Source organism: Moorena sp. SIO3I6 (assembly GCF_010672095.1).
Genome location: NZ_JAAHHU010000031.1, coordinates 41,937 through 65,254, shown reverse-complemented (window position 1 = coordinate 65,254; position 23,318 = coordinate 41,937). Strand labels below are relative to the sequence as shown.

Annotated in this window: 38 protein-coding genes; 18 read left to right on the top strand and 20 right to left on the bottom strand. The window is 44.2% G+C overall.

The features are described 5' to 3' along the window. Window positions 1–224: hypothetical protein (locus F6K49_RS11860; protein WP_293096764.1), on the bottom strand; the 224-nt coding region annotated here is incomplete at its 3' end. Between the two features lie 273 nt (window positions 225–497). After that, entirely contained in the window at window positions 498–860 is a 363-nt protein-coding gene (locus F6K49_RS11855; RefSeq protein WP_293080980.1) for a four helix bundle protein, read from the bottom strand. A 277-nt stretch (window positions 861–1,137) separates the two neighbouring features. Here F6K49_RS11855 and F6K49_RS11850 point away from each other — a divergent pair, with 277 nt between their 5' ends. Further along, window positions 1,138–1,359, top strand: a complete 222-nt coding sequence (locus F6K49_RS11850; protein WP_293025377.1) for a hypothetical protein — start codon at window positions 1,138–1,140, stop codon at window positions 1,357–1,359. 375 nt (window positions 1,360–1,734) lie between these two features. Here F6K49_RS11850 and F6K49_RS11845 read toward each other — a convergent pair whose 3' ends face one another. The 3 genes from F6K49_RS11845 to F6K49_RS11835 all read right to left on the bottom strand — a co-directional run bounded on the left by F6K49_RS11845 (window position 1,735) and on the right by F6K49_RS11835 (window position 2,949). Further along, window positions 1,735–2,070, bottom strand: a complete 336-nt coding sequence (locus F6K49_RS11845; RefSeq protein WP_293080983.1) for a XisI protein — start codon at window positions 2,068–2,070, stop codon at window positions 1,735–1,737. Beyond that, window positions 2,058–2,474, bottom strand: coding sequence for an element excision factor XisH family protein (locus F6K49_RS11840; protein WP_293080986.1), 417 nt, complete (start codon window positions 2,472–2,474; stop codon window positions 2,058–2,060). Before F6K49_RS11840 ends, F6K49_RS11845 begins: the two co-directional genes overlap by 13 nt. 112 nt (window positions 2,475–2,586) lie before the next feature. Continuing rightward, window positions 2,587–2,949 carry a hypothetical protein gene (locus tag F6K49_RS11835; protein WP_293062178.1) on the bottom strand — a complete coding sequence of 121 codons (363 nt, stop codon included), beginning with the start codon at window positions 2,947–2,949 and terminating at the stop codon, window positions 2,587–2,589. 296 nt (window positions 2,950–3,245) lie between these two features. Here F6K49_RS11835 and F6K49_RS11830 point away from each other — a divergent pair, with 296 nt between their 5' ends. Beyond that, the gene (locus F6K49_RS11830) at window positions 3,246–3,383 is read left to right on the top strand and encodes a hypothetical protein (RefSeq protein ID WP_293025382.1); all 138 of its coding nucleotides are present in this window, start codon (window positions 3,246–3,248) and stop codon (window positions 3,381–3,383) included. Between the two features lie 28 nt (window positions 3,384–3,411). Then, on the top strand, window positions 3,412–3,549 hold the full coding sequence (locus F6K49_RS11825) for a hypothetical protein (protein ID WP_293025383.1): 138 nt from the start codon (window positions 3,412–3,414) through the stop codon (window positions 3,547–3,549). A 468-nt stretch (window positions 3,550–4,017) separates the two neighbouring features. Here the strand turns inward: F6K49_RS11825 and F6K49_RS11820 are convergent, their stop codons facing one another. Together F6K49_RS11820 and F6K49_RS11815 are read right to left on the bottom strand one after the other, a co-directional pair. Continuing rightward, entirely contained in the window at window positions 4,018–4,479 is a 462-nt protein-coding gene (locus F6K49_RS11820) for a peptidoglycan-binding domain-containing protein (protein WP_293025384.1), read from the bottom strand. Between the two features lie 57 nt (window positions 4,480–4,536). Continuing rightward, entirely contained in the window at window positions 4,537–4,812 is a 276-nt protein-coding gene (locus F6K49_RS11815) for a hypothetical protein (protein WP_293096756.1), read from the bottom strand. A gap of 15 nt (window positions 4,813–4,827) precedes the next feature. Here F6K49_RS11815 and F6K49_RS11810 point away from each other — a divergent pair, with 15 nt between their 5' ends. Then, window positions 4,828–4,968, top strand: coding sequence for a hypothetical protein (locus F6K49_RS11810; protein WP_293025386.1), 141 nt, complete (start codon window positions 4,828–4,830; stop codon window positions 4,966–4,968). 132 nt (window positions 4,969–5,100) lie between these two features. Here F6K49_RS11810 and F6K49_RS11805 read toward each other — a convergent pair whose 3' ends face one another. Further along, window positions 5,101–5,259 (bottom strand): hypothetical protein, encoded by a 159-nt coding sequence (locus F6K49_RS11805; RefSeq protein WP_293096753.1) that lies wholly within the window; start codon window positions 5,257–5,259, stop codon window positions 5,101–5,103. A gap of 249 nt (window positions 5,260–5,508) precedes the next feature. Further along, window positions 5,509–5,682, bottom strand: coding sequence for a hypothetical protein (locus F6K49_RS11800; RefSeq protein ID WP_293080994.1), 174 nt, complete (start codon window positions 5,680–5,682; stop codon window positions 5,509–5,511). Window positions 5,683–6,211: 529 nt separating this feature from the next. On the opposite strand from F6K49_RS11800, the gene F6K49_RS11795 reads away from it, so the two are divergent. The 8 genes from F6K49_RS11795 to F6K49_RS11760 all read left to right on the top strand — a co-directional run bounded on the left by F6K49_RS11795 (window position 6,212) and on the right by F6K49_RS11760 (window position 9,342). Further along, complete coding sequence (locus F6K49_RS11795; protein WP_293025389.1) at window positions 6,212–6,412, top strand: hypothetical protein; 201 nt, start codon at window positions 6,212–6,214, stop codon at window positions 6,410–6,412. A 259-nt stretch (window positions 6,413–6,671) separates the two neighbouring features. Further along, complete coding sequence (locus tag F6K49_RS11790) at window positions 6,672–7,361, top strand: Uma2 family endonuclease (protein ID WP_293025390.1); 690 nt, start codon at window positions 6,672–6,674, stop codon at window positions 7,359–7,361. Window positions 7,362–7,572: 211 nt separating this feature from the next. Further along, entirely contained in the window at window positions 7,573–7,746 is a 174-nt protein-coding gene (locus F6K49_RS11785; RefSeq protein ID WP_293096748.1) for a hypothetical protein, read from the top strand. A 69-nt stretch (window positions 7,747–7,815) separates the two neighbouring features. Then, window positions 7,816–8,061: a UPF0175 family protein gene (locus tag F6K49_RS11780; RefSeq protein ID WP_070396993.1), complete on the top strand. Its 246-nt coding sequence runs from the start codon at window positions 7,816–7,818 to the stop codon at window positions 8,059–8,061. Continuing rightward, window positions 8,058–8,390 (top strand): DUF3368 domain-containing protein, encoded by a 333-nt coding sequence (locus tag F6K49_RS11775; RefSeq protein WP_293069832.1) that lies wholly within the window; start codon window positions 8,058–8,060, stop codon window positions 8,388–8,390. Before F6K49_RS11780 ends, F6K49_RS11775 begins: the two co-directional genes overlap by 4 nt. Window positions 8,391–8,402: 12 nt before the next feature. Beyond that, window positions 8,403–8,555: a DUF3368 domain-containing protein gene (locus F6K49_RS11770; RefSeq protein WP_364303473.1), complete on the top strand. Its 153-nt coding sequence runs from the start codon at window positions 8,403–8,405 to the stop codon at window positions 8,553–8,555. Window positions 8,556–8,683: 128 nt separating this feature from the next. Next, the gene (locus F6K49_RS11765; RefSeq protein ID WP_293025406.1) at window positions 8,684–9,103 is read left to right on the top strand and encodes a DUF29 family protein; all 420 of its coding nucleotides are present in this window, start codon (window positions 8,684–8,686) and stop codon (window positions 9,101–9,103) included. A 47-nt stretch (window positions 9,104–9,150) separates the two neighbouring features. Next, entirely contained in the window at window positions 9,151–9,342 is a 192-nt protein-coding gene (locus tag F6K49_RS11760; RefSeq protein ID WP_293025392.1) for a hypothetical protein, read from the top strand. On the opposite strand, the gene F6K49_RS11755 is transcribed toward F6K49_RS11760, so the two are convergent. Then, window positions 9,261–10,856 carry an NAD(P)H-hydrate dehydratase gene (locus F6K49_RS11755; RefSeq protein ID WP_293096767.1) on the bottom strand — a complete coding sequence of 532 codons (1,596 nt, stop codon included), beginning with the start codon at window positions 10,854–10,856 and terminating at the stop codon, window positions 9,261–9,263. The genes F6K49_RS11760 and F6K49_RS11755 overlap by 82 nt on opposite strands. Before the next feature lie 138 nt (window positions 10,857–10,994). Between F6K49_RS11755 and F6K49_RS11750 the strand changes: the two genes are divergently transcribed. Beyond that, window positions 10,995–11,156 (top strand): hypothetical protein, encoded by a 162-nt coding sequence (locus tag F6K49_RS11750; RefSeq protein ID WP_293080998.1) that lies wholly within the window; start codon window positions 10,995–10,997, stop codon window positions 11,154–11,156. A gap of 4 nt (window positions 11,157–11,160) precedes the next feature. Here F6K49_RS11750 and F6K49_RS11745 read toward each other — a convergent pair whose 3' ends face one another. After that, on the bottom strand, window positions 11,161–11,730 hold the full coding sequence (locus tag F6K49_RS11745) for a hypothetical protein (RefSeq protein ID WP_293081001.1): 570 nt from the start codon (window positions 11,728–11,730) through the stop codon (window positions 11,161–11,163). 25 nt (window positions 11,731–11,755) lie between these two features. On the opposite strand from F6K49_RS11745, the gene F6K49_RS11740 reads away from it, so the two are divergent. From F6K49_RS11740 to F6K49_RS11730, 3 genes are all read left to right on the top strand, one after another. Then, window positions 11,756–12,106: a hypothetical protein gene (locus F6K49_RS11740; RefSeq protein ID WP_293081003.1), complete on the top strand. Its 351-nt coding sequence runs from the start codon at window positions 11,756–11,758 to the stop codon at window positions 12,104–12,106. 50 nt (window positions 12,107–12,156) lie between these two features. Beyond that, on the top strand, window positions 12,157–13,419 hold the full coding sequence (locus F6K49_RS11735; protein ID WP_293096737.1) for an ABC transporter substrate-binding protein: 1,263 nt from the start codon (window positions 12,157–12,159) through the stop codon (window positions 13,417–13,419). A 68-nt stretch (window positions 13,420–13,487) separates the two neighbouring features. Next, complete coding sequence (locus F6K49_RS11730; RefSeq protein ID WP_293069820.1) at window positions 13,488–13,727, top strand: hypothetical protein; 240 nt, start codon at window positions 13,488–13,490, stop codon at window positions 13,725–13,727. Here the strand turns inward: F6K49_RS11730 and psbV2 are convergent. From psbV2 to leuB, 9 genes are all read right to left on the bottom strand, one after another. Beyond that, complete coding sequence (psbV2, locus tag F6K49_RS11725) at window positions 13,719–14,303, bottom strand: photosystem II cytochrome PsbV2 (protein ID WP_293025397.1); 585 nt, start codon at window positions 14,301–14,303, stop codon at window positions 13,719–13,721. The genes F6K49_RS11730 and psbV2 overlap by 9 nt on opposite strands. A 220-nt stretch (window positions 14,304–14,523) precedes the next feature. Then, complete coding sequence (psbV, locus tag F6K49_RS11720) at window positions 14,524–15,012, bottom strand: photosystem II cytochrome c-550 (RefSeq protein ID WP_293025398.1); 489 nt, start codon at window positions 15,010–15,012, stop codon at window positions 14,524–14,526. Between the two features lie 147 nt (window positions 15,013–15,159). Beyond that, on the bottom strand, window positions 15,160–15,342 hold the full coding sequence (locus F6K49_RS11715; protein WP_070395846.1) for a translation initiation factor IF-2: 183 nt from the start codon (window positions 15,340–15,342) through the stop codon (window positions 15,160–15,162). Window positions 15,343–15,497: 155 nt separating this feature from the next. Next, on the bottom strand, window positions 15,498–15,746 hold the full coding sequence (locus F6K49_RS11710; RefSeq protein ID WP_293069818.1) for a hypothetical protein: 249 nt from the start codon (window positions 15,744–15,746) through the stop codon (window positions 15,498–15,500). 12 nt (window positions 15,747–15,758) lie between these two features. Next, window positions 15,759–16,691 (bottom strand): acetyl-CoA carboxylase, carboxyltransferase subunit beta, encoded by a 933-nt coding sequence (gene accD / locus F6K49_RS11705; protein WP_293025400.1) that lies wholly within the window; start codon window positions 16,689–16,691, stop codon window positions 15,759–15,761. Window positions 16,692–16,744: 53 nt separating this feature from the next. After that, entirely contained in the window at window positions 16,745–16,966 is a 222-nt protein-coding gene (locus F6K49_RS11700; protein WP_293025401.1) for a hypothetical protein, read from the bottom strand. A gap of 551 nt (window positions 16,967–17,517) precedes the next feature. Continuing rightward, complete coding sequence (locus tag F6K49_RS11695) at window positions 17,518–18,351, bottom strand: A24 family peptidase (RefSeq protein WP_293069847.1); 834 nt, start codon at window positions 18,349–18,351, stop codon at window positions 17,518–17,520. Window positions 18,352–18,426: 75 nt separating this feature from the next. Beyond that, on the bottom strand, window positions 18,427–18,690 hold the full coding sequence (locus F6K49_RS11690) for a hypothetical protein (RefSeq protein WP_364303462.1): 264 nt from the start codon (window positions 18,688–18,690) through the stop codon (window positions 18,427–18,429). 174 nt (window positions 18,691–18,864) lie between these two features. Beyond that, entirely contained in the window at window positions 18,865–19,953 is a 1,089-nt protein-coding gene (gene leuB, locus F6K49_RS11685; RefSeq protein WP_293081018.1) for a 3-isopropylmalate dehydrogenase, read from the bottom strand. A gap of 497 nt (window positions 19,954–20,450) precedes the next feature. Between leuB and F6K49_RS11680 the strand changes: the two genes are divergently transcribed. After that, window positions 20,451–21,401, top strand: coding sequence for an ABC transporter ATP-binding protein (locus tag F6K49_RS11680; RefSeq protein ID WP_293081021.1), 951 nt, complete (start codon window positions 20,451–20,453; stop codon window positions 21,399–21,401). Between the two features lie 52 nt (window positions 21,402–21,453). Beyond that, window positions 21,454–23,088, top strand: a complete 1,635-nt coding sequence (locus F6K49_RS11675) for an ABC transporter permease (protein ID WP_293081024.1) — start codon at window positions 21,454–21,456, stop codon at window positions 23,086–23,088. Window positions 23,089–23,318 lie beyond the last annotated feature (230 nt).

The window sequence follows — 23,318 nt, the reverse complement described above, 5'->3', positions numbered from 1 at the left end:
GGGGAGGTGGTTTTGGGAGGAGGGGGGGGGGGTGGATGAGAGGGGGGTGGGAGGGTGGGGAGTGGGGAGATGGGGAATCGGGAGTCGGGAGTGGGGAGTGGGGAGTGGGGAGTAGGGAGTAGGGAGTAGGGAGTAGGGAGTAGGGGAGCTGGGGAGTAGGGAGTAGGGATTAGCCAATAGCCAATAGCCAATAGCCAAGAGTGAAACAATCCCGTGTACCTCATGAGTCCTAGAAACGCTATAACTTTTTTAAAGTTATAGCAACCGAAGTATGGTTTAGGACGTACTATTTTAGTGTAAAGGAACAGGTAGCAGGTAATATAATTACGGCGGTTTGCATAACTATCAGGTACAGAAGAGCCGATTTTTTGGCTCTTCCCTCTTACCTGCTCCCTACTCCCTGCTCCCTACTCCCTTATTCAACTAAAAAATTTTTTTGAATACGGCCTCTTTCTACTACTCCCTACTCCCTACTCCCTACTACTCCCTACTCCCTATCATTGCTCTAGCTTTCTAATCAGAGCAATAATCATTCGAGTTTCTTCTGTGAGTAAAGAAACAATCAATTCTATATCTGCTTGCTTAGATAGTCCTACTCTAGAAGATAAAATAAGATGTGTTTCTAATTCATTAATTGACCCTTGGGCAATATTAAGAAATCTAATGTACTCAGGAGTTGACCTTCTCCCATATCCCTCTGCTATGTTGGCTGGAATAGAAACTGCAGCTCTCCTAATTTGTTGAACCATACCGTATAATTCTTCTTTAGGAAAAAATTTAGTTAATAAATAACACTTTTCGGCTATATCCATGGCTTTTTGCCAAATTAGTAAGTCTTTAAAATTATTAATATCTGACATTGATGGCAATTCTTATTTGGGTGAGGTAGATTTTTTTAGGGAGTAGGGAGTAGGGAGTAGGGAGTAGGGAGTAGGGAGTAGGGAAGAGGGAGTAGGGAGTAGGGAGTAGGGAGTAGGGAGTAGGGAAGAGGGAAGAGGAAAGAGGAAAGAGGGAAGAGGGAAGAGGGAAGAGGGAAGAGGGAAAAAATCCTGTCTACCTGATAGTTAAGAAAAACGCTGTATCCCTATGCTGTCACAATCCTGAAAAAAAAGCAAAATCGGTTCTTCAGTACCTTTTATGCTAAATTTACAGTCAAAAAACTTAGAAAGCTTACTGTATAAGAAAAATTCTGCGATTCAACTCACAAAAAATTGTGAATACGGACTCTTTCCATTACTCCCTACTCCCTACTCCCTACTCCCTACTCCCTACTCCCTATTCCCTCTGATAGTTATGAAAAACGCTGTATCCCTATGCTGTCACAATCCTGAAACAAAAGCAAAATCGGTTCTTCACTGATGGCAATTCTTATTTGGGTGAGGTAAAAATTCTTGGGTTTTAGGGAGTAGGGAGCAGGGAGTAGGGAGTAGTAGGGAGTAGGGAGTAGGGACTTCGGAAGTCGGAAGTGGGAAGAGGGAAAAAATCCTGTCTACCTGATAGTTATGAAAAACGCTGTATCCCTATGCTGTCACAATCCTGAAACAAAAGCAAAATCGGTTCTTCAGTACCTTTTATGCTAAATTTACAGTCAAAAAACTTAGAAAGCTTACTGTATAAGAAAAATTCTGCGATTCAACTCACAAAAAATTTTGAATACGGGCTCTTTCCATTGCTCCCTACTCCCTACTCCCTACTCCCTACTCCCTACTCCCTACTCCCTACTCCCTATTCCCTTCAACCGACCGCAAAATCACTATACCGACGCATAAACGGAGTGTGAAAGGCTAATACAATGTCATACTTAGGAATTCCCACATCAGTAAGCTCATTCGCTACACCATATTCCGTCCCATCATATTGAATCCAAATCTTGTCATTGATAATATCAATGTGAATCAAGCAGCCATAGACACGGCGATGCTCTTCCCAACCCACACTGAATATTTGATAGTGGTCGTTTTCTAGATCAAAGGAAGTATAGCGGTCTATATCACCAAACGAAGGTTTTATCTTGCTGTAATCGGTCAAGATTTTTTTAATCGCTTCACGATACTGGTTTAATTTATCCATTGCACAATTACCTCCTGGTTAGGATCGAATACTAACAGCTTAACTTCATACTCTTTAATACTAAGTTGAGGGAGCTCTTCACAAAAAAAATCGTCGTAAATCGATAAAGGAACAGCCAAATAAAGTACTATTTGTGGTTGTTTGAGGCTTAGTACGATTCGGTAATTCAAAAACTGCCCTAACGCTAAATGAAATTGAAAAACACTAGAAGATGAGACAAAGCTTTTAATTTCAACAGCAATTTGCTGATTCTCCTTCTGTGCACCAATTAACCTTTCGGCACCTAAGTCGATATGCAATTGGCGATCGCGTAAATCTAAGGTTAAGGGGTCGTGAGTAATTACCCAATTATCTTGGACAAGCGCTTTTTTAACAACATCATGAAATATATCCTTAGCAGGCATTGCTACATTTACGTTTTATAATGATTCAAAAATCAATAGATACACTGTTCCCTAGAATATTATAACGTTTCTAGCATTTATGAGGTACGCTTATGAACTTCAAAGTCCCCCTTTATAAGGGGGATTTAGGGGGATCCCTTTGTACCTCATGGGAAAGAGAATTGCTATATAACGGCTGGTCAAAATCCTCTGACATTTTAACTAACCCCTTAGCGCTACCAAACTTAGGCGTTGCTTGTACTGCCATCATTGGCACAATTCTAAACGATTTCCCATCACTACCGAGGATGACAACCTCTTCCCCTGCTGCTGCTGCTTCAAGTAGTTCCGCGAGTCTAGTCTCTGCTTCCTTCAACTGAATTTGGTACATGATCACGGTTCCAGAGCCAACGGTTTGAGTATAGCAATTAGAAGGGAGTAGGGAGTAGGGAGCAGGGAGTAGGGAGTAGGCAATAGGCATGCTAGCAATAGGCAATAGTGTCGGAAGTGTGCGGTCAGTGCAACGGTTTTTGGAGTAGGGAACAGGGAACAGCGGATCTGGGAACAGGAGGAAGTGTGCGGTCAGTGCAATGGTTTTATTAACTGTGCGGCCAGTGCAATGGTTTTATCAACTGTGCGGCCAGTGCAACGGTTTTCTGATACCTATTGATAAAAACGGGACTTCGGAGCAAGGGGAGTGTCCCAAGTGTCTCAACTGTGCGGCCAGTGCAACGGTTTTGTGATCACTATTGATTAGGAAAAGCGACTTCGGGGGGGGGGAGTTTCGGAACTATGTGCTCAGTGCAACGGTTTTCTCAACTGTCGAAAGTCTGGGGAGATCGGGAGTCAGCTCAGCGTTCCCTCTTGCCTCTTGCCTCTTGCATGCATGCCTCTTGCCTGTTCCCTGTTCCCTACTCCCAGCTAGAATAAAGTGGACTATAGTTTAGGGTAATCAATCATGGATGCTCCTAAGTCTGAAACCACTCCTCCTCAAAAGCAGTTACGTCCATTTGCACTCTGTCTAGGCCAGTTCAAAGTCCCAGATGATTTTGATGCCCCGTTGCCAGATGAGATTCTAGACGGGTTTGAGCAATAGTGAAACTATAGAATATTTTTGTCAATTTTTCCTTGACCAATGATTAATCAATAGGGAATTGAGAATTAAGAATTGAGAATTAAGAATTGAGAATTGAGAATTGAGAATTGAGAATTAAGAATTGAGAATTAAGAATTGAGAATTGAGAATTGAGAATTGAGAATTAATAATTGAGAATTGAGAATTAATAATTGAGAATTGAGAATTAATAATTGAGAATTGAGAATTAAGAATTAAGAATTAAGAATTGAGAATTAATAATTGAGAATTGAGAATTAAGAATTAAGAATTTAAAATTAACCATTCTCCCTTCTCCCTTCTCCCTTCTCCCTTCTCCCTTCTACCTTCTTAATTCTCCCTTCTCCCTTCTCCCTTCTACCTTCTTAATTCTACATTCTTAATTCTACATTCTTAATTCTACATTCTTAATTCTACATTCTTAATTCTACATTCAACTTTCCCTACTCCCTAGTAACGACGCCGGGAGACACTAGCTTCACCCAACTTACGCCAGGTATGCCAGCCAACTACTCCATCCACTTTCAAACGGTTGTTGCGTTGGAATTGAGTTACACCTAGGTAGGTATATCGGTCAAAATTGGCGTTAAATTTAACAATGGTGTAGCCCAAGCTGATTAGGATCTGCTGCAAAAATCGCACGGCGTCACCATTGTTACCAGGAGTCAGCACTGGCATAGTCACAGTAGTAATTGTGTCAAGGGTTAGGGATGGTGGGTTATAGGGAGGATAGGGAGGATAGGAATGTTGGGCGTCAACGTTGATGACTTCTTTTGGGCTTTCCATGGATGGGGCGGTTGCCATCCCTAGGTCTTGATTGTCCATAGTTTCTGGTGAATTGGTCATGGATTGGTCATCCGCCATCATGGTTTGGGCAGGATTGGGGATTGGTATTTCTGAGTTGTTTTTCATGATTTGTGCTGAAGTTGTGAATAGGTTAACAAGCGACTATTAAAGGTTTTCAATTGGTTAGGTAGGAGGGAGTAGGGAGCAGGGAGTAGGGAGCAGGGAGTAGGGAGTAGGGTGTAGGGTGTAGGGTGTAGGGTGCGTTAGGGACAGAAAGCCTATGATTTTGAGACTCTTCGCCCCTGTTAAAGCCCGTCCCGTAACGCACCACCATAGGGAATAGGGAGTAGGGTGTAGGGTGTAGGGTGTAGGGTGCGTTAGGGACAGAAAGCCTATGATTTTGAGACTCTTCGCCCCTGTTAAAGCCCGTCCCGTAACGCACCACCATCTGACATACACAAGATTTTTTCCCTATTGCCTATTACCTTTTGCCTAAACTCCAAATATGGCATTTCTTGCAGTTATGAGCTACAGTCTTCTTTGAGGTTGATTCCCTGTCTTGATTTAGGGCATCACTGTTCCCGATTCCCGATTCCCTGTTCCCTGTTCCCTTAACCATCACTATTGTAAGCTTCAGAAATTACAGGTGGTATTTCGGCAAGAGCTCCCTTTGTTTTCCTGTTGAATAACCCGTAACTATAACAATTTTCAATCGTAAGTGAAAAATACCTCTCTAGACAGTGGATACTACAGGGAATCGGGAATGCGCGAATTTAGAATGCGCGAATTTAGAATTGGGAATCGGGAATCGGGAATCGGGAATCGGGGGAAGAGTATGGGTTGTGGTAGATAAATGTGATCGCAGATGGCTATGGTCGGTAAATGCGAACGCGCCCCGCGTGACAAGCAGGTCAATCGCATCTAGCTGTGATCAGTAAATGCGATCGCATCTAGCTTTGATCAGTAAATGCGATCGCATCTAGCTGTGATCGGTAAATGCGATCGCATCTAGCTGTGATCGGTAAATGCGATCGCATCTAGCTGTGATCGGTAAATGCGATCGCATCTAGCTGTGGTCTCGAAAATGCGATCGCATCTAGCTTTGATCAGTAAATGCGATCGCATCTAGCTGTGGTCTCGAAAATGCGATCGCATCTAGCTTTGATCAGTAAATGCGATCGCATCTAGCTGTGATCGGTAAATGCGATCGCATCTGGCTGTGATCGGTAAATGCGATCGCATCTGGCTGTGATACGGAAATGCGATCGCATCTAGCTGTGATCGGTAAATGCGATCGCATCTAGCTGTGATCGGTAAATGCGATCGCATCTGGCTGTGATCGGTAAATGCGATCGCATCTAGCTTTGATCAGTAAATGCGATCGCATCTAGCTGTGATCGGTAAATGCGATCGCATCTAGCTGTGATCAGTAAATGCGATCGCATCTAGCTGTGATCAGTAAATGCGATCGCATCTAGCTGTGATCAGTAAATGCGATCGCATCTAGCTTTGATCAGTAAATGCGATCGCATCTAGCTGTGATCAGTAAAAGCGAACGCGCCCCGCGTGACAAGCAGGTCAATCGCGTAGCGGCTCTTTTGGAGCATCGCGTAGCGTGACAAGCAAGTCAATCGCACTTACTATTCCCTGTTCCCAGATCCGCTGTTCCCAGATCCGCTGTTCCCTCTCCATCAAAAAATTGTTACAAAAATTTTCAAAATATGTTATAATTATGCAATTTTTATGCTATTCTAGAAAAAGGAACACTCAAAAGGAGATAAGTGAAGAGCCAGCCCACAGATGTTAGAGCGTCACGGGCTGGCTCTGGGTCTCCCACTCAAAAGGAGGTAATTTTATTATGTCGTACAGTCAACGCCTATACCCATGGGCAATCGTTCGCTTGTTACCACAGATGCAACGAGTCGTTGTCGCTCGTTTCCGTAACCGATCCAATGCGGAGGGTCATATGACAGCTCTTAAACGGCTGATGCCCGAGGCTGAATTTGTGATTATTTTTGATGTTCCTAATCCTATTGGTGAAGAAGAATCTTCAGAATGAAGAATGTAGAATTGAGAATGTAGAATTGAGAATGTAGAATTAAGAATGGATAATTACCAATTCGCGCATTTTAAATTATTAATTCTTAAATCAAAAAGGTTGTTCGCCTTTGGTGTTAGGTGAAGGGGAGGTTGTTTGTAAGAATGGAGAATGGTGAAGGCAGAATGGTGAATTCTTCATTCTAAATTCTTCATTCTAAATTCTTCATTCTAAATTCACAAATACTGATCCACCTCGTTAAGACCGGGAGGAACCTGGTTTGCCTGACGAATTTCACGACTTCCAACCCCAACTACTGCGAGAAACCTGCCAACCTCCCAACTATCCCAGGGAGGAGATGTTCATTGCTACAAACCTGAATGTATATTACAACAGTCGTCATTACTTATGGCATAAGCGACCAGATTGGTTTCTGGTATTAGATGTAACTCCTGCTGAAAAACAAGAAGACCTGCGCTGGAATTATGTGGTTTGGCAGGAAGGAAGAGCGCCATTTTTGGTAGTGGAACTCCTATCACCAGGTACCGAAGCTGAAGATTTAGGACAAACCCTAAGGTCTGCCAACAAGCCACCAAGCAAATGGCAAGCTTATGAGCAGTATATGCGCATTCCTTACTATGTGGTCTTTGACCGTTATGAAAACCAGTTGCGAGTGTTTCAATTAATGCCCACCCAGTATCAGGAAGTAGAACTTTCTGAACCTAAATTTTGGATTCCAGAACTGGAATTAGGGTTAGGAGTCTGGCTTGGGAAATATCAAGAAACACAAGGGTTGTGGCTGCGTTGGTATGATGGAGTTGGTAATTGGATTGAGACTTCAGCAGAACGGGCAGAACAAGAACGCCAACGGGCAGAACAGGAACGCCAACGGGCAAAACAAGAACGCCAACGGGCAGAACGATTGGCAGAAAAATTGCGTACCCTTGGCATCAATCCCGATGATTTATAGCGCTACGCGCAAGTCAGAAGTGAGAAGTCAGAAGTCAAAAGTAAGCTAGGAGTAGGTTTCGGAGTTTAGAAGCGATGCAGCGCGGTCTTGGGAAGGCAGCGCGGTCTTGGGGGTCCCCCCCATGAGCGACTGCCGTGGTTTCCCCCACTCGCGCTTTGCATGGCTGACAATGTCAAACATCTTAATGGGTAGTGCTATATAGGAGTAGTCTATGGGAACATCAAAATCCCCACCGATGGTAATTCCACATGATGTGCTGGCAGTTTTGCAGGTATTGTCGCCAAAGCAACGTCAATTAGTGTTTGAATTTGCTGAGTTCTTGCTCCAAAAGCAAAGAAAATCCGAAATCGAAAAATCGGCTGATAGTCCGCCAATACCTGGATAAGTTGATGCTTCTGAATAGGAAACCATTGAGCTAGAATCAAAACAATGGGTTTATAATGCTGAGTCGGTTATGAGTGTTGTAATTTCTGATGAGTTGTTGCAAGCTGCTAAACTATCGGCAGCCGATTTGAAGCTTGAGATTGCCATTATGCTATATAAACAGAAAAGAATTAGTATTGGTAAAGCCCGTGAGCTAGCTGGCATGCACCTAATTGAATTTCAACAAGCACTCTCTAATCGGAGCATTTGTATCAATTATGACCGTGAAGATTTTCAACAAGACATTCAAACATTGAAGGAATTGGGCGATATATGATCGTGGTTAGTAACACATCACCCATTACTAATTTATCAGCGATTCAAAAAATTGATATACTGCGGCAGCTCTATGGAGTGTTGATAATTCCTCAAGCGGTTTACAATGAGATGGTAGATCTACCATACGAGGTTCCAGGGTCGGAAGAAGTGCAAACTCTATCCTGGATTCAGACTCGACAAGCTACGAATCGTAGCTTGGTTGCAGAACTTAGGCTTGAAATTGATGCAGGAGAATCTGAAGCGATCGCTTTAGCAATTGAACTCAACGCCAATCGATTACTGATTGATGATTATCAGGCAAGAGTAATTGCATCTCGGTTTGGATGAAAATTTACAGGTATTCTGGGATTGCTTTTAGCTGCCAAGAAACAGGGATTGATTACAGCAGTGAAACCGATTGTCGATGATCTAATCAATCAAGCCGGATTTAGAGTGAGCGATCGCTTGTATAGAGAGATTGTGCAGATGGCTGATGAAGTGCTCGAAGAATAGCTGCTTAATTAAAAAAGTCGGCTCTTATAGAGTAGTTATGATAAATTAATAGCTATAATTTTTTCATAGTACCGACTCCCGATTCCCGACTCCCGATTCCCGATTCCCTAATGCCATCAACCCAGAATATGGAAGAATTAACCTTATTACGTCAACTCATTGAAGAAAGAAACTATCATAAAGCCTTAGAAATTGTTGATGAACTAGAAGAAATGTCAAGGGAGGATAAACTAAATAAAATTTATAGCTATGCAGTCATATTATTATTACATTTAATCAAACAAGAAGTAGAAAAACGCACTACCCGCTCTTGGGAATTTTCTATTTATAATGCCAGCAAAAATATTAAACGAGTGAACAAACGGCGAAAATCAGGGGGATATTATGCCAATCAAGAGGAATTATTAGAAATTTTAACCGATGCCTTTGAGACAGCCCTCAAAAAAGCAGCATTAGAAGCCTTAGAAGGCAGATATACAGATAGTGAACTCAAAGAAAAGATTGACGAAGATAAAATTAAAGAGAAAGCTCTAGGTTTAATTTGTTAACAAGAGGGAGTAGGGAGTAGGGAGCAGGGAGCAGGGAGTGTGGGGAGATGGGGAGATGGGGAGATGGGGAGATGGGGAGTCAGATTAGTTTTCCCTCTTGCCTCTTGCCTCTTGCCTCTTGCCTCTTGCCTGTTCCCTATTCCCTGTTCCCTATTCCCTACTCCCTATTCCCTCTCACCACTGTCATCAAAAACTCCGCCAAGGTTACCCCATCGACCCCCAACTCACTCCGCTCCTGAGCCGCTAAAATTCCTGCTTGGGCATGCCACCAGGCTGCCGTTGCCACTATTGCCTCCAAAGGATGCTCAGACAGAACTGGCTGAGCCAATAAGCCTCCCACTAATCCCGTGAGGACATCGCCACTCCCCCCTCGGGCTAGAGCTGGTGTACTTTCAGGAATCAGCCAAACCGAGCCCATAGGATTTGCGATCGCACTCCTGGCTCCTTTTAACAACACCACAGACCGACTCAGTTGGGATGCCTTCCGCACCGCCTTGACTCGATCCGGTAACAGTTCTGCCGAATCAGGAAATAAACGTCGGAACTCTCCAACATGAGGCGTTAACACGGTCTGGCCTAGACGCTTCAACAAAGTGGGAATAGTGATCAGTTCCGCCAGGATATTTAAACTATCCGCATCCAAAACCATTGGGCATTGGGCAGCTAAAACCCCTTGCACTATATCCTTAGCATCCTTTGTTAAACCAGGACCACATGCGATCGCATTATAAGTCTGATTTGAAGCCTGATAGCTACCAGAGGGTTGGTGTAACTTCTCTAAGACTAACTCAGGCAAAAATGCAATAGCACCCGCCGTCGTTTCTGGGCAACCAATTACCACTGCTTCTGGCAAGTGACTCACCACTAGCAATTTGATAGACTCCGGTACTGCCATTGAAAGCATCCCCACCCCACTAGCACGAGCCCCTAATCCCGCCAGAATTGCTGCCCCTGAATACTGTCTAGAGCCACAAATCAGCAACAGATGACCCTGTTGGTACTTATGAGTTACCTTAGGGCGAGGTAAGGGTAAAAAATGTTTCGCAACAGTTTTTGTCACTCTGAGCAAATCTGGTGGTTCACCTAAAATTGACCAAATATCCTTGAGGGGAATACCAAAATCAATTAACTCAGCTTCACCAATATAATCCAACCCTTGGTCTTGGAGAAACCCCAACTTCCACAACCCTAAGCACAATGTCCGGGTAGCCCGAACCGCGATGCCCAAAACTTCCCCAGTATCAGTATGTAATCCCGAAGGTAAATCAATACTCACCACCGGTTGTGACCATTGATTCAACAGCTCAACCGCCTCAGCGATACTACCAGAAAGCGATCGCGTCAGTCCAAATCCGAACAAACCATCAATAATCAGGTCACACTCATACAGCGGTTCAATCTCGTCATAAAAAGGAATCCCCAAGCTAAGCGCATACCGAGCATGGTAGTCAGTCAATTCCTTCAGTTTCGACAAAGGACGGTAAATGTGGATCTCATACCCCTGTAAATGAAGTTCACGAGCAACAACTAACCCATCACCCCCATTATGACCAGGACCAACTAACACACCCACTCGCCTCTTCTCAGCACAGGGATAAAGACTTTGAATAGAGCGAGTAATCAATCCTGCCACCTTTTCCATCAAAGCTGCTACAGGCATCCCCGCCTCAAAGATGCGCCCTTCAATCTCACGCATCTGCTCAGCAGTTACCACCACTTGCTCAATTACTTCTCGCCGATTCTGAGACTCCATCAATTCTTAATTATTAAGTGTCCGACAAAAGTAAAATTAACTCTTGAAATAGGGAACAGGGAACAGGGAACAGGGAACAGGGAAAACAGAGAGGTACTTTTAGGAATTTTACACAAGTCAATACAGCGAGATTTATTCTTGTCCAGCTACTTAACTGTTAATTTTTTCACCTTAACCCTTCAACCGCGTCACCTTAACCCTTCAACCTTCAAGCAACTCACCTTCAAGCAACTCACCTTCAAGCAACTCACCTTCAACCCACTAACCTTCAACCTTCAACCCACTAACCTTCAACCCTGAGCTCCTACCGACCAAAATACACCCGTGCATCCCAACCAGCAGAGCGCAAACGATTACTCCAACGTTCTGCATCACCCCGCTTTTTAAACGGACCAACAGCAACATGTTTACCTCTTGGGGCATCTCGTTGGCTGACTAAATCCTGGGCAATCCCAATTTTAACCAATTCCGTGACCATCTCTGGTAACCTCTGAGCATTTCCAGGAATAGCCACAAAATAGCTCCTACCCCTGGATTCTCCTGAATCCCCTGGATTAGAACCAGAACTGACAGCACCACGGTTCGCCAAATCTAATCCTGTTTCTGGATACACCAAACGGGAGCCATAGGTGATTGAGCCATCAGATGAGAAAGTTGCTATGTTGCTCATATTTGTAGCACCATTATCAAATACTTGTTGTGCAATTGTTGTGATGCGGGCTGGAATTCCCAAAGCTTCCAAAGCCTGGAGACGAGACTGAGCATTGTAGCGATCCATAAATGTACCTGCTTGAATCACCCCCTCTCCCTCGCGCACAAACGCTTGTGCTTCAATTGCTTGTACTTGGGATAACAACCAATCACTATCACCCACCACATCAACCCGATAGAGATTAGCGATGGGTATTGATCTATTAGTTCTTGATGGATTAGTTATTGATCTATTAGTGTCGTTGACGTTTAACTCAGGTGGTAATGGTGTATTTGGTGTATTGCTTGGCCGATTGGGTGAGGCGGTTGGCAAAATTAAAGGGGAAGTATTAACCGATGGTAGAGAAGATGGCCTCATAGTTGGTAGAGGTTCCCCAAAAAATCTCGGTTCTGGTGAAGTTTGGGCACTAGCTGGCGTAAGGTCCCCCATAACTGTTTGCCCAGTCAGTAGTAACAGTAGCCAACCAGTTACCTTAATCAGTGTTTTAGGATTTCTGAATTGGTTAGACACTCTGATCATAATTGGTATTGCCCTCTAGTAGAATGAGTAGGTTAAATTAATTTAAATTTACCCGTCAACCCTCAACAAATGAATAAAATCCTGTCAAAATGGGTAATCTTACCGCTGATAATTCTCTGCATTATAGCCTGTCAAAGCAGTAACCTAGATGGAGTAACCACCGTTACTCTCGGTGGTTGGCAAAGCAGCCCTACTGAAAAACAATTACTAGAGAAGGTACTAAAGGAATTTGAAGCTAAACATCCCAAGGTAAAGGTTAAGCTTGAAGTCATCACTGGTCAGTACATGGATGTAATCAAAACCCGATTAATTGGTGATGCAGCTCCAGATGTCTTTTATTTAGATGCCTATGAAGCCCCATTACTAATGAGTCATGATGTTTTGGAGCCTTTGGATGACTACATTAAGCGCACTGATAATTTTGAGGTAGGTGACTTTGAACCCTCTCTGTTTAAAGCATTCCAATATAATGGAATAATCTACGGATTGCCTAAAGATTTTTCCACCCTTGCCCTTTTTTACAATAAGCAATTATTCAAACAAGCTAATTTAACTCAACCACCCCAAACTTGGGAAGAATTACGGGATTATTCCCAAAAACTAACCTTTGATAAGAATCGCGATGGTAGGAATGAACGCTATGGTTTGGGAATTAATCAGGAACTGGCTCGTCTCTATTTTTTAATTAAAGCCTTTGGAGCTAACTTAGTTGACAAAAACGGCTACGCTACCTTTGCCACTCCTGAAAGTTTTAAAAGTCTTAAAACTGTCATTGACCTATACCGAAACTACCAGTATGCTGCCTTACCCTCAGACGTTGGGGCTAGTTCTGGTAGCGAAATGTTTGGTCAAGGTAAAACCGCAATGGTAATGGAAGGTAGCTGGGCTATTCCTTATCTCAAAGATACATTTCCTAAAATTAAATTTGCCACTGCTGAAGTTCCCTCCTTAGGTAGTAAAAAAGGAACAATGGCTTATACCGTTGCTTATGTGATGAATAAACAAGCTAAACATAAAGAAGCAGCTTGGGAACTCATTTCCTATCTTACCGGCAAAGAAGGAATGAAAGCTTGGGGAAAAGCCGGACTAGTACTACCTTCTCGGGTCTCTGTGTTATCGGAACTAGGCTATAAAAAAGATCCCCTCTATGCTCCTTTTATTAAAGGAGCCGCCTATGCAACCATTTGGCAGGCTGGGGAAACCTTGCCAACCATTCAAACCCATTTCGATAATCAATTTCTGAGTACCTTACTGGGTGATCAATCCTTAGAAAGTGCTATGAAGAAAGCCCAAGAAGCAGCTAATGAAGAAATTCGAGCAGGTGATTATTAACTAAGTTTTAGGGAGTCGGGAGTCGGGAGGGTGGGGCGGGGGCGCGGGAGGTGTGGGGAGATGGGGAGATGGGGAGATGGGGAGATGGGGAGATGGGGAGATGGGGAGATGGGGAGATGGGGAGATGGGGAGTTAAATCAGCAATTAGTGTAGTAATTTTTATCTCTGTTTCTTCCTATTTACCATTCGCTGTTCCCTATTCGCTGTTCCCTGTTCCCGATTCCCGATTCCCGATTCCCGATTCCCGATTCCCTGTTCCCTATTCCCTATTCCCTATTCCCTATTCCCTATTTCCTAACTTAAAATAAATCCTCAGTGCCCCATCCTGGTCCTTTCTGTGCGGCTCTGATCACAAATGCCGCTATTTTCTCGATTTCCTCCTGTGGTATCCAACTCTCTTCGACTTCGCGGCACGAGAAGCTTTCCTCGGTACCATCATAGGTCATCGGTTGCCTCATAAAAGCAATGAAACCATTGAGATTATCCCGAGGTGGTGTTGCCTTAGCTAGCCTCTCCAGAGATAGAGACACAGTGGGATCAATGAGATTAGCTCCTCCCACATGACACCTCTGGCAATTTTCGGAAAATAAGTTTTGACCAACAGACAAGTCTTCGCCGTCAAACTGCTTAGTCTCTCCCTTGACATCTACAGCAATCGCTACAGGTTCTGCTACGTCTAGGTAGCGCCTGACGTAGTCGTTAACTGGAACCTGGGCTGGTGAACTAACCGTGCATGTCTCTAGGAAGAACACCAGAACAACTAGCAGCAAATAACGGATTGATACGAATAGACCTCTTGCCAAACTAGTTTTTTGATACTTTTCCCGTGAATTGTTGTCCACTGTTCCCAACTTCTCAAAGAAGTCTAATAATCTACGGAGCATTGAGTATTTAAAGTGATATGTACTGATTGAGCAACAGGGCAGCGGCTTCTTCTATTAGCGAATCAGGTCTAGTTAAAGAAGCTAGGGTTATTGATTTTGGTTAACCCCTAACTCCTAACCCCTAACCCCTAACTGCCAAAAGAAGAAGCCTCTGCCCTTGCTGCTTAAATAAGCATAAAGCCTTTCGCTTCGTGCTTTCTAACCTCTGTACAAACAACAATTAGTTACAGACTTTACCACAACCCCACGTATCAGGTCTCTGGTTGATCTCATAGAGAATATAACCAGCCATATTACGGAGGTCATCTTGGGAGACGTTCCTCATATAGACAAAAAGATCAGCACTCTTAGTGCTTGGATGAAATTCATAAATCTCTGTTTCCCCGTCGTAGGTGGTAGGATTGTTCATATAGTCTATGATACCATCCAGGTTATCACGGGGTGGTGTTGCCAATTCTAAGTCCTCAGCACCAAGAGTAACGTTAGGGTCAGTTTTAGTGTAACCCCCTTTGTGACATTGAGAACATACAGTGTTAAACAGGCGTAAGCCTTTAACAATCTCTTTGTTACTCATCACCACCGTGTCACCTGCTTCATTGGAAGGTACGGTGCGGAGCTCTTTAGACAGGTCAAGGGCTGCTGAACTGCCCACTGCAATTTGAAAGGCAAAGAATAGGGTTGCCGTGATCAGCAAGATAAATCGCTTCATTTTTGATTCTCCTCTAAACTAAAAATGTGGCTCATATGGGATTAGTTTTTCAAAACAGCATTAACTGATTCCCTGCACATTCTCTCGCTGAGGGGGATCTGAGTCAACCAATCACGGCTATCGAACTCAGGTATTACCGATTACCAATTAGCCATTACCCTTTGTTTGAGACAAAATCTTTAATATAACAGCCTTGGCATCTTCTAGAGGCAGATGGGTGTCTTGATTTTTGTAAGCAATGCCCAACTGCTGGCATAGATCGAATACCTCTTCTACCCGAAGGTCATACTCGGCAGCAATTTCCACAATTGATAGGTCTGCAAAGCCCATAATAATTAAACCTGATAATAACTAAGGAACAGGGGTAAGAGTGTGGGGAGAGGGGGGAGTCTGGGAAGTGTGGGAGGTTTGGGGGAAAAAGGCAAGAGGCAAGAGGAACCCACCCCTAACCCCTCCCAGGAGGGGAAGGCAAGAGGAACCCACCCCTAACCCCTCCCAGGAGGGGAAGGCAATAGGCATGCTAGCAATAGAGAAGATGATGAAACCAAAGGATTATTTCGTGGTGTTATCAGAAAGCAGCATTCGGTTTTGTAATCTATCGGGAGCACCTTGTCAGCCCCGTAGAAACCAAGCCAGTCGCTTCCCATCTCCCCATCTCCCCATCTCCCCATCTCCCCACACTTCCCCTCCTGGGAGGGGTTAGGGGTGGGTCCCACACTTCCCACCCTCCCCACACTCCCTAATCCCTACTCCCTACTCCCTACTCCCTGCTCCCTAATCCCTACTGCTTTTGGCAGGGAAACCGCTACCGGTATAGTAGCCTGGGGTTGATGGAGGCGAATCAGCTGGGCTAGGGTTTTTTTCAACTGGGTGCGAGGTACAATGGCATCAACGAAGCCGTGGTCTAGCAGATATTCAGAGGTCTGGAAATTATCCGGTAGCTTTTCTCTGAGGGTCTGCTCAATCACTCGTCGTCCAGCAAATCCAATTAATGCCTTCGGTTCCGCTATGATAATATCCCCTAACATGGCAAAACTGGCAGTCACCCCACCGGTGGTAGGATGAGTAAGAACTGGAATGTAGAGTAGTCTGGCTTGACGATGGCGTTCCAAGGCACCAGAGATTTTGGCCATTTGCATCAGGCTTAACATCCCTTCCTGCATTCTGGCTCCACCAGATGCACAAACAATTACAACCGGTAGCTGTCGCTTGGTTGCTTCTTCTATCAAACGAGTCAGTTTTTCCCCAACTACCGAACCCATACTACCGCCCATGAACCGGAAGTCCATTACTCCCAAAGCAATGGGCAAATTCTCTAGTTGACCGGTGCCAGTTTGTACGGCATCTGTGAGCTTAGTTTTTTCTTGGCTGTCTCGCAAACGATCACTATAGGATTTGCGATCGCAAAACTTCAGGGGATCCGTCGGATGTAGGTGTTCATCCAGTGATATCCAGGTCTGATGGTCAATCAGCTGGCGGATCCGCTCGTCACTAGGGACTCGCATGTGATGGCCACATTCACTGCAAACCATTTGATTAGCTTGCAGGTCTCTGGCGTAGGATAGAACTCCGCAAGCTTCACACTTTTTCCATAGCCCATCAGCAATCTCCCGTTCTTGAGGTTGTTTAGGGGTTGGTTCAATTTTTCGTCTATTTGCAAACCAATCGAATAGAGACATAAAAATTATTAAGTTAACGTACTATCTAAATTTTTTTAGCTATAGTCTGATTTTTATGATTGTCCTGCCTGCTCTTCTTCTGGGGAACTCAACAAGAGTAAGGCTGTCCATTGATCTGGTGAGCGAACTTGTAAAGCCGCAGGACTACCTGCACCTAAATAAGACATGATCCCAATATCAATAATCCGACTTGGAATATCATGAGCGGCTAGCACCTGCTGCATCAGCTCGGCTTCCCAGCGAAGATTGGTAGTTCTGATTGTTATCCAAGACACAGGCTAATATAGCAAAGGGAACAGGGAACAGCGGATCTGGGAACTTCGGATCAATAATTATCAGAATTCCTACACGGATTGCTATACCAATAGGATTCCAAAGATTTTTCAGAGCCGTTCAATTTCATCTATCTATATAGCATTTATCAAGTGGGTGAGGGACTTTCGTCTTAGGTTTTAGGGAGTCAGGAGTCGGGAGTGGCGTTGATTAAAATTTAATTTACCTCATATAATTTACCTCATAATAATTATAAGTAACGCTATATAGTTCTATTTATATTTGTAGGTTATGCTTTATAATTGATAGTTAGTTATAGTTAAGATTAAGATAGTCAATTAACTGTTATAGGTTTACTGTTATAGGTTTACTGTTATAGGTTTACTGTTATATAGTGTTTCTCATAGCAATGAGGTACAAAGGATTTTTTCCCACTTCCGTTCCCCCCTTATTAAGGGGGGTTAGGGGGGATCCCTTTTCTGACTTCCCTACTCCCTACTCCCTACTCCCTAAAACCTAAAACCTAGATGGAGCATTCTTCAACCGATAATGTTTAGCTAAATGGGAAAAATAGTTCTAGGTAAGTGGACACTATTAATTTACCCCAAAGTAGGGTCAATCCTGCTCCCAAGGCTAGAAAAGGACCAAATGGCATTGGCTGTTTGCGATTCATCCAACCCAGGGCAATGGCTGCGCCACCAGCAAACGCCCCTACACCACAAGCGATGAAACTAGCCAAGAGCAAATACTTCCACCCTAACCAAGCTCCCATCATCGCCGCTAGTTTAGCATCTCCTCCCCCCATAGCAGATTGACCAAAGGCAATCGAACCCCCAAAGGCAATCAGGTCAAACAACCAAATCCCTAAGACTGCACCTACCACCCCAGTCATTAATTGAGGAATTATTGCTATGGGTTGAGACCCCTGCAAAAAACCAGTAGTTCCTTGAAATACTAAACCAGCCACTAATCCAGACTGAGTTAGGGCATTCGGTAGGGTCATAGTATCGATATCAATCAGAGCCAGAGTCAACAACCAGCTCAAAAACGCCCAATACCCTAGGGTTTGCCAACCCCAACCATACATCCAGAAAACTAGTAAAAACAGTAAACCGGTTATGGCCTCTACTAGGGGATAGCGGCTGGAAATCTTGGTATTACAGTGACGGCAACGTCCTTTTAAGCACAGCCAGCCCATTACTGGAACATTCTCTCGCTTTCCCAGCTTATGTAGACAATGGGGACAGCGGGAGGGGGGCCAAAGGATGGATAAACCAGCAGGTAGTCTGTAAACGACTACATTGAGAAAACTGCCAATAGATGCACCGATAGCGAAAACTATTGCGAAAGCTATTAACGTTGTCAAGGCAGCGGATACTCCCACCATATCCTGTGTCACTTCCTAATTGCTATTGCTCTATACCATAGAAGTAAGACCAATGACCGATTTCCTTAATATTTATTAATAAAAGTCTCCTTCTAGTTGACTCAAAGGCACAAAGCATTCAGTTGGTAGAAGGATAGGTCTCTGACTAAAGATTAACTTTCCTCTGAGGGTATATCTGTCAATGGCTACACCAGATGGCTGTTCATCTTGGTATGGATGAACTTCGTAGTAAACCCGGTAGATATGCTTAGCTGCTCTCAAAACCGTAGGGTCTATCAGCTTCGGTAGCTCAATCCGAGTTTGGTAGTTTTCTTGTCTTTGCTGTGATGTATACACCACACTTTTTACCCTATTATTTCAGTTTGACTTTAATGCAATCACGCCCTCACGGCAAGGGGGTATTTCGACAAGAGGGCACTGATTAACCAGGTGAAACCAAGAGATTTTCCTGAGTTATTATAAGTAACCGCAGGTTTACACGATAAAATCAATTGATAATATCAAGGGATAACATCAAGATTGCTCTAAGCACTCAATTAGGGAATCTCCCATAGCACGACAACCTAAGAGATTCATGCCTTCTGAGATGATATCTCCTGTGCGATCGCCTTTATCTAAAACCTTGACAACTGCTTGTTCAATGCAATCTGCTGCTTCCGGCTGGTCTAAGCCATAACGTAACATCATCGCAGCACTGAGTACCATAGCTAGGGGATTCGCTTTATCTTGACCTGCAATATCTGGAGCCGAGCCATGAACCGGTTCAAAGACTCCAGGGTTAGATTCGCTTAAACTAGCAGAGGGTAACATGCCAATACTACCGGTAAGCATAGCAGCAGCATCGGATAAAATATCCCCAAACATATTACCGGTAACAATGGTATCAAATTGTTTCGGAGCTCTGACCAATTGCATAGCAGCATTATCCACGTATAGGTGAGACAGTTCCACATCCGGATATTCCGCTGCTAGGGTTGTAATGCGATCGCGCCACAACTGGGAGACATCCAACACATTAGCTTTATCCACTGAACAAAGTTTACCACCGCGTTTTTTAGCCGTTTCAAACCCTACTCTAGCAATGCGGTCAATTTCGGCTTCGGTGTAAGCCATAGTATTGACTCCCCGTTTCTCGCCAGTTTCCTGAGAAAAAATCCCTTTAGGTTGTCCAAAGTAGATGCCACCAGTCAGTTCTCTAACCACCATAATATCTACCCCTTCAACCACGTTTCGTTTCAAGGTCGAGGCATCAATCAGTTGGGGGAATATTGTCGCTGGTCGCAGATTCGCAAACAACCCTAACCCTGCTCTTAATCCCAACAATCCGGTTTCTGGTCGTTGGTGGCGCGGCAGATTATCCCACTTGTAACCCCCAATGGCAGCGAGTAAAACTGCATCACTATTGCGACATAGTTCTAGCGTATCAGTAGGTAAGGGTTCATTAGTAGCATCAATAGCTACGCCACCAATTAGGGCTTCAGTAAATTTAAAATTAATATCGAATCGCTTGCCAACAACGTTCAACACATCTACAGCTACTGCCATGATTTCTGGGCCAATCCCGTCACCAGGTAGCAGGGTAATGCGGTAGGAATAAGTCATAGTTAGTTTGGTCGATGCTCAAGTATGAGGTGTCGTGGGTATAAGTTATAGCGTTCGATACTATAGCATCTGGCCGGTATCTCAGGGTAATTTTTTGTTCAGCAGAGCTGGCAAGGGATAGGTTAAGGGATGTCACCGATGTAACTGATAGACTCAGACCTCGCAACAAGGTAACAGTCCGGAACGAATCCCTAAGCTAGCGATAACTGATAAAAATCAATAATTAAAATAATTCTACCCAAGCTCAACCGCCCTAGGTCAACCCATAGATCAACAAGAAAGCGCTAGGCTGGAGAAAAAACCAACATCAGGTGCGACCCGTAGCGAATTTAATTCTTAATGGGTTAAGCGAAACTATGAATTTCCCTTTGTGGTGCGACCCCGCCCTTTTTGAAAGCGCTAGGTAACGCCCACCAAGAGGAGGCTTTGGTCTTGTCCTTTATTGGCTTAGAAAGACCTTACTCTTAGGCAATTTAAACAGGTAAAACCAGACTCTGATGGTAAAAGAACTGGCTATTGATACCCGTGGACTAACGAAGCAATTCGACCGCCATGTGGCTGTGCATGAGGTAGATTTGCAAGTGGAAAGCGGCGAAGTTTACGGCTTAATTGGACCGAATGGTGCTGGGAAAACCACCCTGATCCGGATGTTAGCTGCAGCGGAAGAACCTACCACTGGTGAGATTTACATCAATGGTCAGCGTTTGCTAAGAGATCAAAGCAATCCTAGGCTAAAACAGCGTTTAGGCTATCTACCTGATGATTTTCCCCTCTATGAAGATTTGACGGTTTGGGACTACCTAGACTACTTCGCACGTCTATATAAATTACGAGGCTCAAAACGCCGACAACGCTTATACGATGTTCTGGAACTGATTGAATTGACCAACAAGCGTAATAGTTTGATTTCTACCCTCTCCCGGGGGATGAAACAGCGCCTGAGCCTGGCTCGCACTATCATTCATGAACCGATTTTACTGCTGCTGGATGAGCCAGTCTCTGGTCTTGACCCCATTGCTAGAATGAAGTTTCGGGAAATTATTAAGGTTCTCCAAGAAGCGGGGATGACGATTCTGATTTCCTCCCATGTCTTGAGTGATTTAGCCCAACTGTGTAGTTCAGTAGGCATCATGGAATTAGGGTATTTGGTAGAAAGCGCACCCCTAGATGAGTTTTACCAGCGTCTTGGTCGCCAGCAAATTCTGTTGTCAAGCCTAGGTCAGCTGGATGTACTTAAAGGGGAATTGAAAAATAATCCCCTTGTAGAAGACTGGGAGATATTACCAGAACCAGGTCGGATGCGGATTCATTTTTCAGGAGGTCAAGAGGATTGTGCACAGCTATTGCGATCGCTGGTTAATGCTGGGATTCCCTTGACAGAATTCCAGTGCTCTCAAGAAGACTTAGAAACAATTTTCCTTAAATTAGGTCATCAGCAAGCATCATAGCTCGATCATAGCTGCCTCATCACATGGCGAGTAAAAGGAGACTAATAGCGATATGGCACTTAATAATTTAGTTAACCAACTTGGGGAATTGAATCCCCAGGTGTTTCGAGAACTCAAAGGCCGTTTCAAACAGCGGAATGTCCTGATTACAGTGGCAATATCCTTGATTGGTCAGTTGGTGATGCTGATCGATTTGGGACTTGAGCTACCATATAGCTTGGGAGCTGAGATTAACTGGCCTCTATGGTGGCAAAATGTATTTGTCTGCCTGAGTCTTATCGGGATATTCAGTTTGTTGGTGGTTGGCACCTATATGCTAATCAGTGACCTCTCCAAAGAAGAAAGTCGTGGCACCCTGAACTTTCTGCGCCTGACACCTCAGTCAAGCCGGAGCATCCTAGGTGGCAAACTACTGGGGGTACCAGCATTGCTTTATCTAGCAATTGGTTTCGCCTTACCATTGCATTTTTGGGCAGCTATTGCCGGTAAAATCCCTTTGATTGAGCTTATAGGATTTTACATCGTTCTTGGTACCAGTTGCCTATTTTGCTATAGTATGGCGCTACTATTTGGTTTAGTTGGCAAATCTCTAGGAGGTTTCCAAGCTTGGTTAGGTGCAGGAGCTGTACTCACTTCCTTGTGGATCACGACCATGGTGATTGATAACGCTGGTGTCAGCCATTACCCAGCTGACTGGCTGACTTTGTTTAATCCCACCATTGTCTTACCGTACCTGATTGATTCTAATTCCTTTGATCCGAATAGTTTTTATCCTGTTGAGCGTAGTTTCCAAGATTTGCGCTGGTTTGGTATCCAGATCGGTGCCAGTTTCTGGACTATGGCTGGTTTTATTGTCCTCAACTACAGTGTTGGGACCTACTGGCTTGGGCAAGGGCTAAATCGTTGCTTCCATAACCCTAAAGCTACCGTGATTAACAAGCAACAGAGTTACTGGCTGACCGCTAGCTTGCAAGCAGCGATTTTAGGATTTGCCCTCAACCCTCAAGTCAAAAACTGGCGTGGTTATACCCATGGCTTGGAGGAGAATTCAGAGATGCTGCTGCTGTTCAACGTGGTGCTGTTTTTAGCTCTGATTGCTGCCTTGAGTCCCCATCGACAAACCTTACAAGATTGGGCTCGTTACCGACATCAGGATCGGACTTTCCGCAAAAAAGGAGGGCTGATAGCTGACTTAATCTGGGGTGACAAAAGTCCGGCTGTGGTGGCAGTGGCAATAAATTGTGCGATCGCATCTGCGATGTTACTGACGTGGATATTACTTTGGCCTGCCAATGATTACAAGATAACTGCCCTGTTCACACTGTTGCTCAATAGCAGTCTGATCATGATTTACGCCACAGTTGCTCAGTTGATGCTGTTGATGAAAACACAGAAGCGAGCCGCTGGTGCAGTAATAGCGGTAGGAGGATTGATTCTCTTACCACCCATCCTGTTTGCGATTGGGTCGATGACTACCTATGAGACTCCTGCTGTATGGCTATTTTCGGTATTTCATTGGGGTATTTTGCCCTATGCTAATGGAAGTGTTTTCTTGGCCATCATTGGTCAGTCCCTAGCCCTAGCGTTATTGAACCTACAGCTAGGACGACAATTGCGACAAGCAGGAGAATCCACAACTAAAGCGTTGCTGTCTGGAAAAACCCAATTACCTGTCACTGCTGATTAAGTTTTTTAGTCTACCTAAGGGTTGTTTCGACCCTTAGGTCGCGCGTCGAGCAACTTTCCTACCCTAATCAAGGACTGGATTATCAAAGGGTTTTTTATCCTAATTATCGCGAAACATTTGAACATAAAATCTAGCTTGGAGTGTTTAGCGTTATCCCAATGCTTCGCTCCTATTTTTTTAGTGTTTAAAATGTCATAGTTGAGCTAGTTTAACCTAAAATATATTACCAG

What these genes read in the sequence shown, in the direction of transcription:
- F6K49_RS11855 (WP_293080980.1), bottom strand. Translation starts at nt 860, where the DNA reads ATGTCAGATATTAATAATTTTAAAGACTTACTAATTTGGCAAAAAGCC.
- F6K49_RS11850 (WP_293025377.1), top strand. Translation starts at nt 1,138, where the DNA reads ATGCTAAATTTACAGTCAAAAAACTTAGAAAGCTTACTGTATAAGAAA.
- F6K49_RS11845 (WP_293080983.1), bottom strand. Translation starts at nt 2,070, where the DNA reads ATGGATAAATTAAACCAGTATCGTGAAGCGATTAAAAAAATCTTGACC.
- F6K49_RS11840 (WP_293080986.1), bottom strand. Translation starts at nt 2,474, where the DNA reads ATGCCTGCTAAGGATATATTTCATGATGTTGTTAAAAAAGCGCTTGTC.
- F6K49_RS11830 (WP_293025382.1), top strand. Translation starts at nt 3,246, where the DNA reads ATGTGCTCAGTGCAACGGTTTTCTCAACTGTCGAAAGTCTGGGGAGAT.
- F6K49_RS11825 (WP_293025383.1), top strand. Translation starts at nt 3,412, where the DNA reads ATGGATGCTCCTAAGTCTGAAACCACTCCTCCTCAAAAGCAGTTACGT.
- F6K49_RS11820 (WP_293025384.1), bottom strand. Translation starts at nt 4,479, where the DNA reads ATGAAAAACAACTCAGAAATACCAATCCCCAATCCTGCCCAAACCATG.
- F6K49_RS11800 (WP_293080994.1), bottom strand. Translation starts at nt 5,682, where the DNA reads ATGCGATCGCATTTACCGATCACAGCTAGATGCGATCGCATTTACCGA.
- F6K49_RS11795 (WP_293025389.1), top strand. Translation starts at nt 6,212, where the DNA reads ATGTCGTACAGTCAACGCCTATACCCATGGGCAATCGTTCGCTTGTTA.
- F6K49_RS11785 (WP_293096748.1), top strand. Translation starts at nt 7,573, where the DNA reads ATGGGAACATCAAAATCCCCACCGATGGTAATTCCACATGATGTGCTG.
- F6K49_RS11780 (WP_070396993.1), top strand. Translation starts at nt 7,816, where the DNA reads ATGAGTGTTGTAATTTCTGATGAGTTGTTGCAAGCTGCTAAACTATCG.
- F6K49_RS11775 (WP_293069832.1), top strand. Translation starts at nt 8,058, where the DNA reads ATGATCGTGGTTAGTAACACATCACCCATTACTAATTTATCAGCGATT.
- F6K49_RS11765 (WP_293025406.1), top strand. Translation starts at nt 8,684, where the DNA reads ATGGAAGAATTAACCTTATTACGTCAACTCATTGAAGAAAGAAACTAT.
- F6K49_RS11760 (WP_293025392.1), top strand. Translation starts at nt 9,151, where the DNA reads ATGGGGAGATGGGGAGATGGGGAGATGGGGAGTCAGATTAGTTTTCCC.
- F6K49_RS11755 (WP_293096767.1), bottom strand. Translation starts at nt 10,856, where the DNA reads ATGGAGTCTCAGAATCGGCGAGAAGTAATTGAGCAAGTGGTGGTAACT.
- F6K49_RS11740 (WP_293081003.1), top strand. Translation starts at nt 11,756, where the DNA reads ATGGGTATTGATCTATTAGTTCTTGATGGATTAGTTATTGATCTATTA.
- F6K49_RS11735 (WP_293096737.1), top strand. Translation starts at nt 12,157, where the DNA reads ATGAATAAAATCCTGTCAAAATGGGTAATCTTACCGCTGATAATTCTC.
- F6K49_RS11730 (WP_293069820.1), top strand. Translation starts at nt 13,488, where the DNA reads ATGGGGAGATGGGGAGATGGGGAGATGGGGAGATGGGGAGATGGGGAG.
- psbV2 (WP_293025397.1), bottom strand. Translation starts at nt 14,303, where the DNA reads ATGCTCCGTAGATTATTAGACTTCTTTGAGAAGTTGGGAACAGTGGAC.
- psbV (WP_293025398.1), bottom strand. Translation starts at nt 15,012, where the DNA reads ATGAAGCGATTTATCTTGCTGATCACGGCAACCCTATTCTTTGCCTTT.
- F6K49_RS11715 (WP_070395846.1), bottom strand. Translation starts at nt 15,342, where the DNA reads ATGGGCTTTGCAGACCTATCAATTGTGGAAATTGCTGCCGAGTATGAC.
- accD (WP_293025400.1), bottom strand. Translation starts at nt 16,691, where the DNA reads ATGTCTCTATTCGATTGGTTTGCAAATAGACGAAAAATTGAACCAACC.
- F6K49_RS11695 (WP_293069847.1), bottom strand. Translation starts at nt 18,351, where the DNA reads ATGGTGGGAGTATCCGCTGCCTTGACAACGTTAATAGCTTTCGCAATA.
- leuB (WP_293081018.1), bottom strand. Translation starts at nt 19,953, where the DNA reads ATGACTTATTCCTACCGCATTACCCTGCTACCTGGTGACGGGATTGGC.
- F6K49_RS11680 (WP_293081021.1), top strand. Translation starts at nt 20,451, where the DNA reads ATGGTAAAAGAACTGGCTATTGATACCCGTGGACTAACGAAGCAATTC.
- F6K49_RS11675 (WP_293081024.1), top strand. Translation starts at nt 21,454, where the DNA reads ATGGCACTTAATAATTTAGTTAACCAACTTGGGGAATTGAATCCCCAG.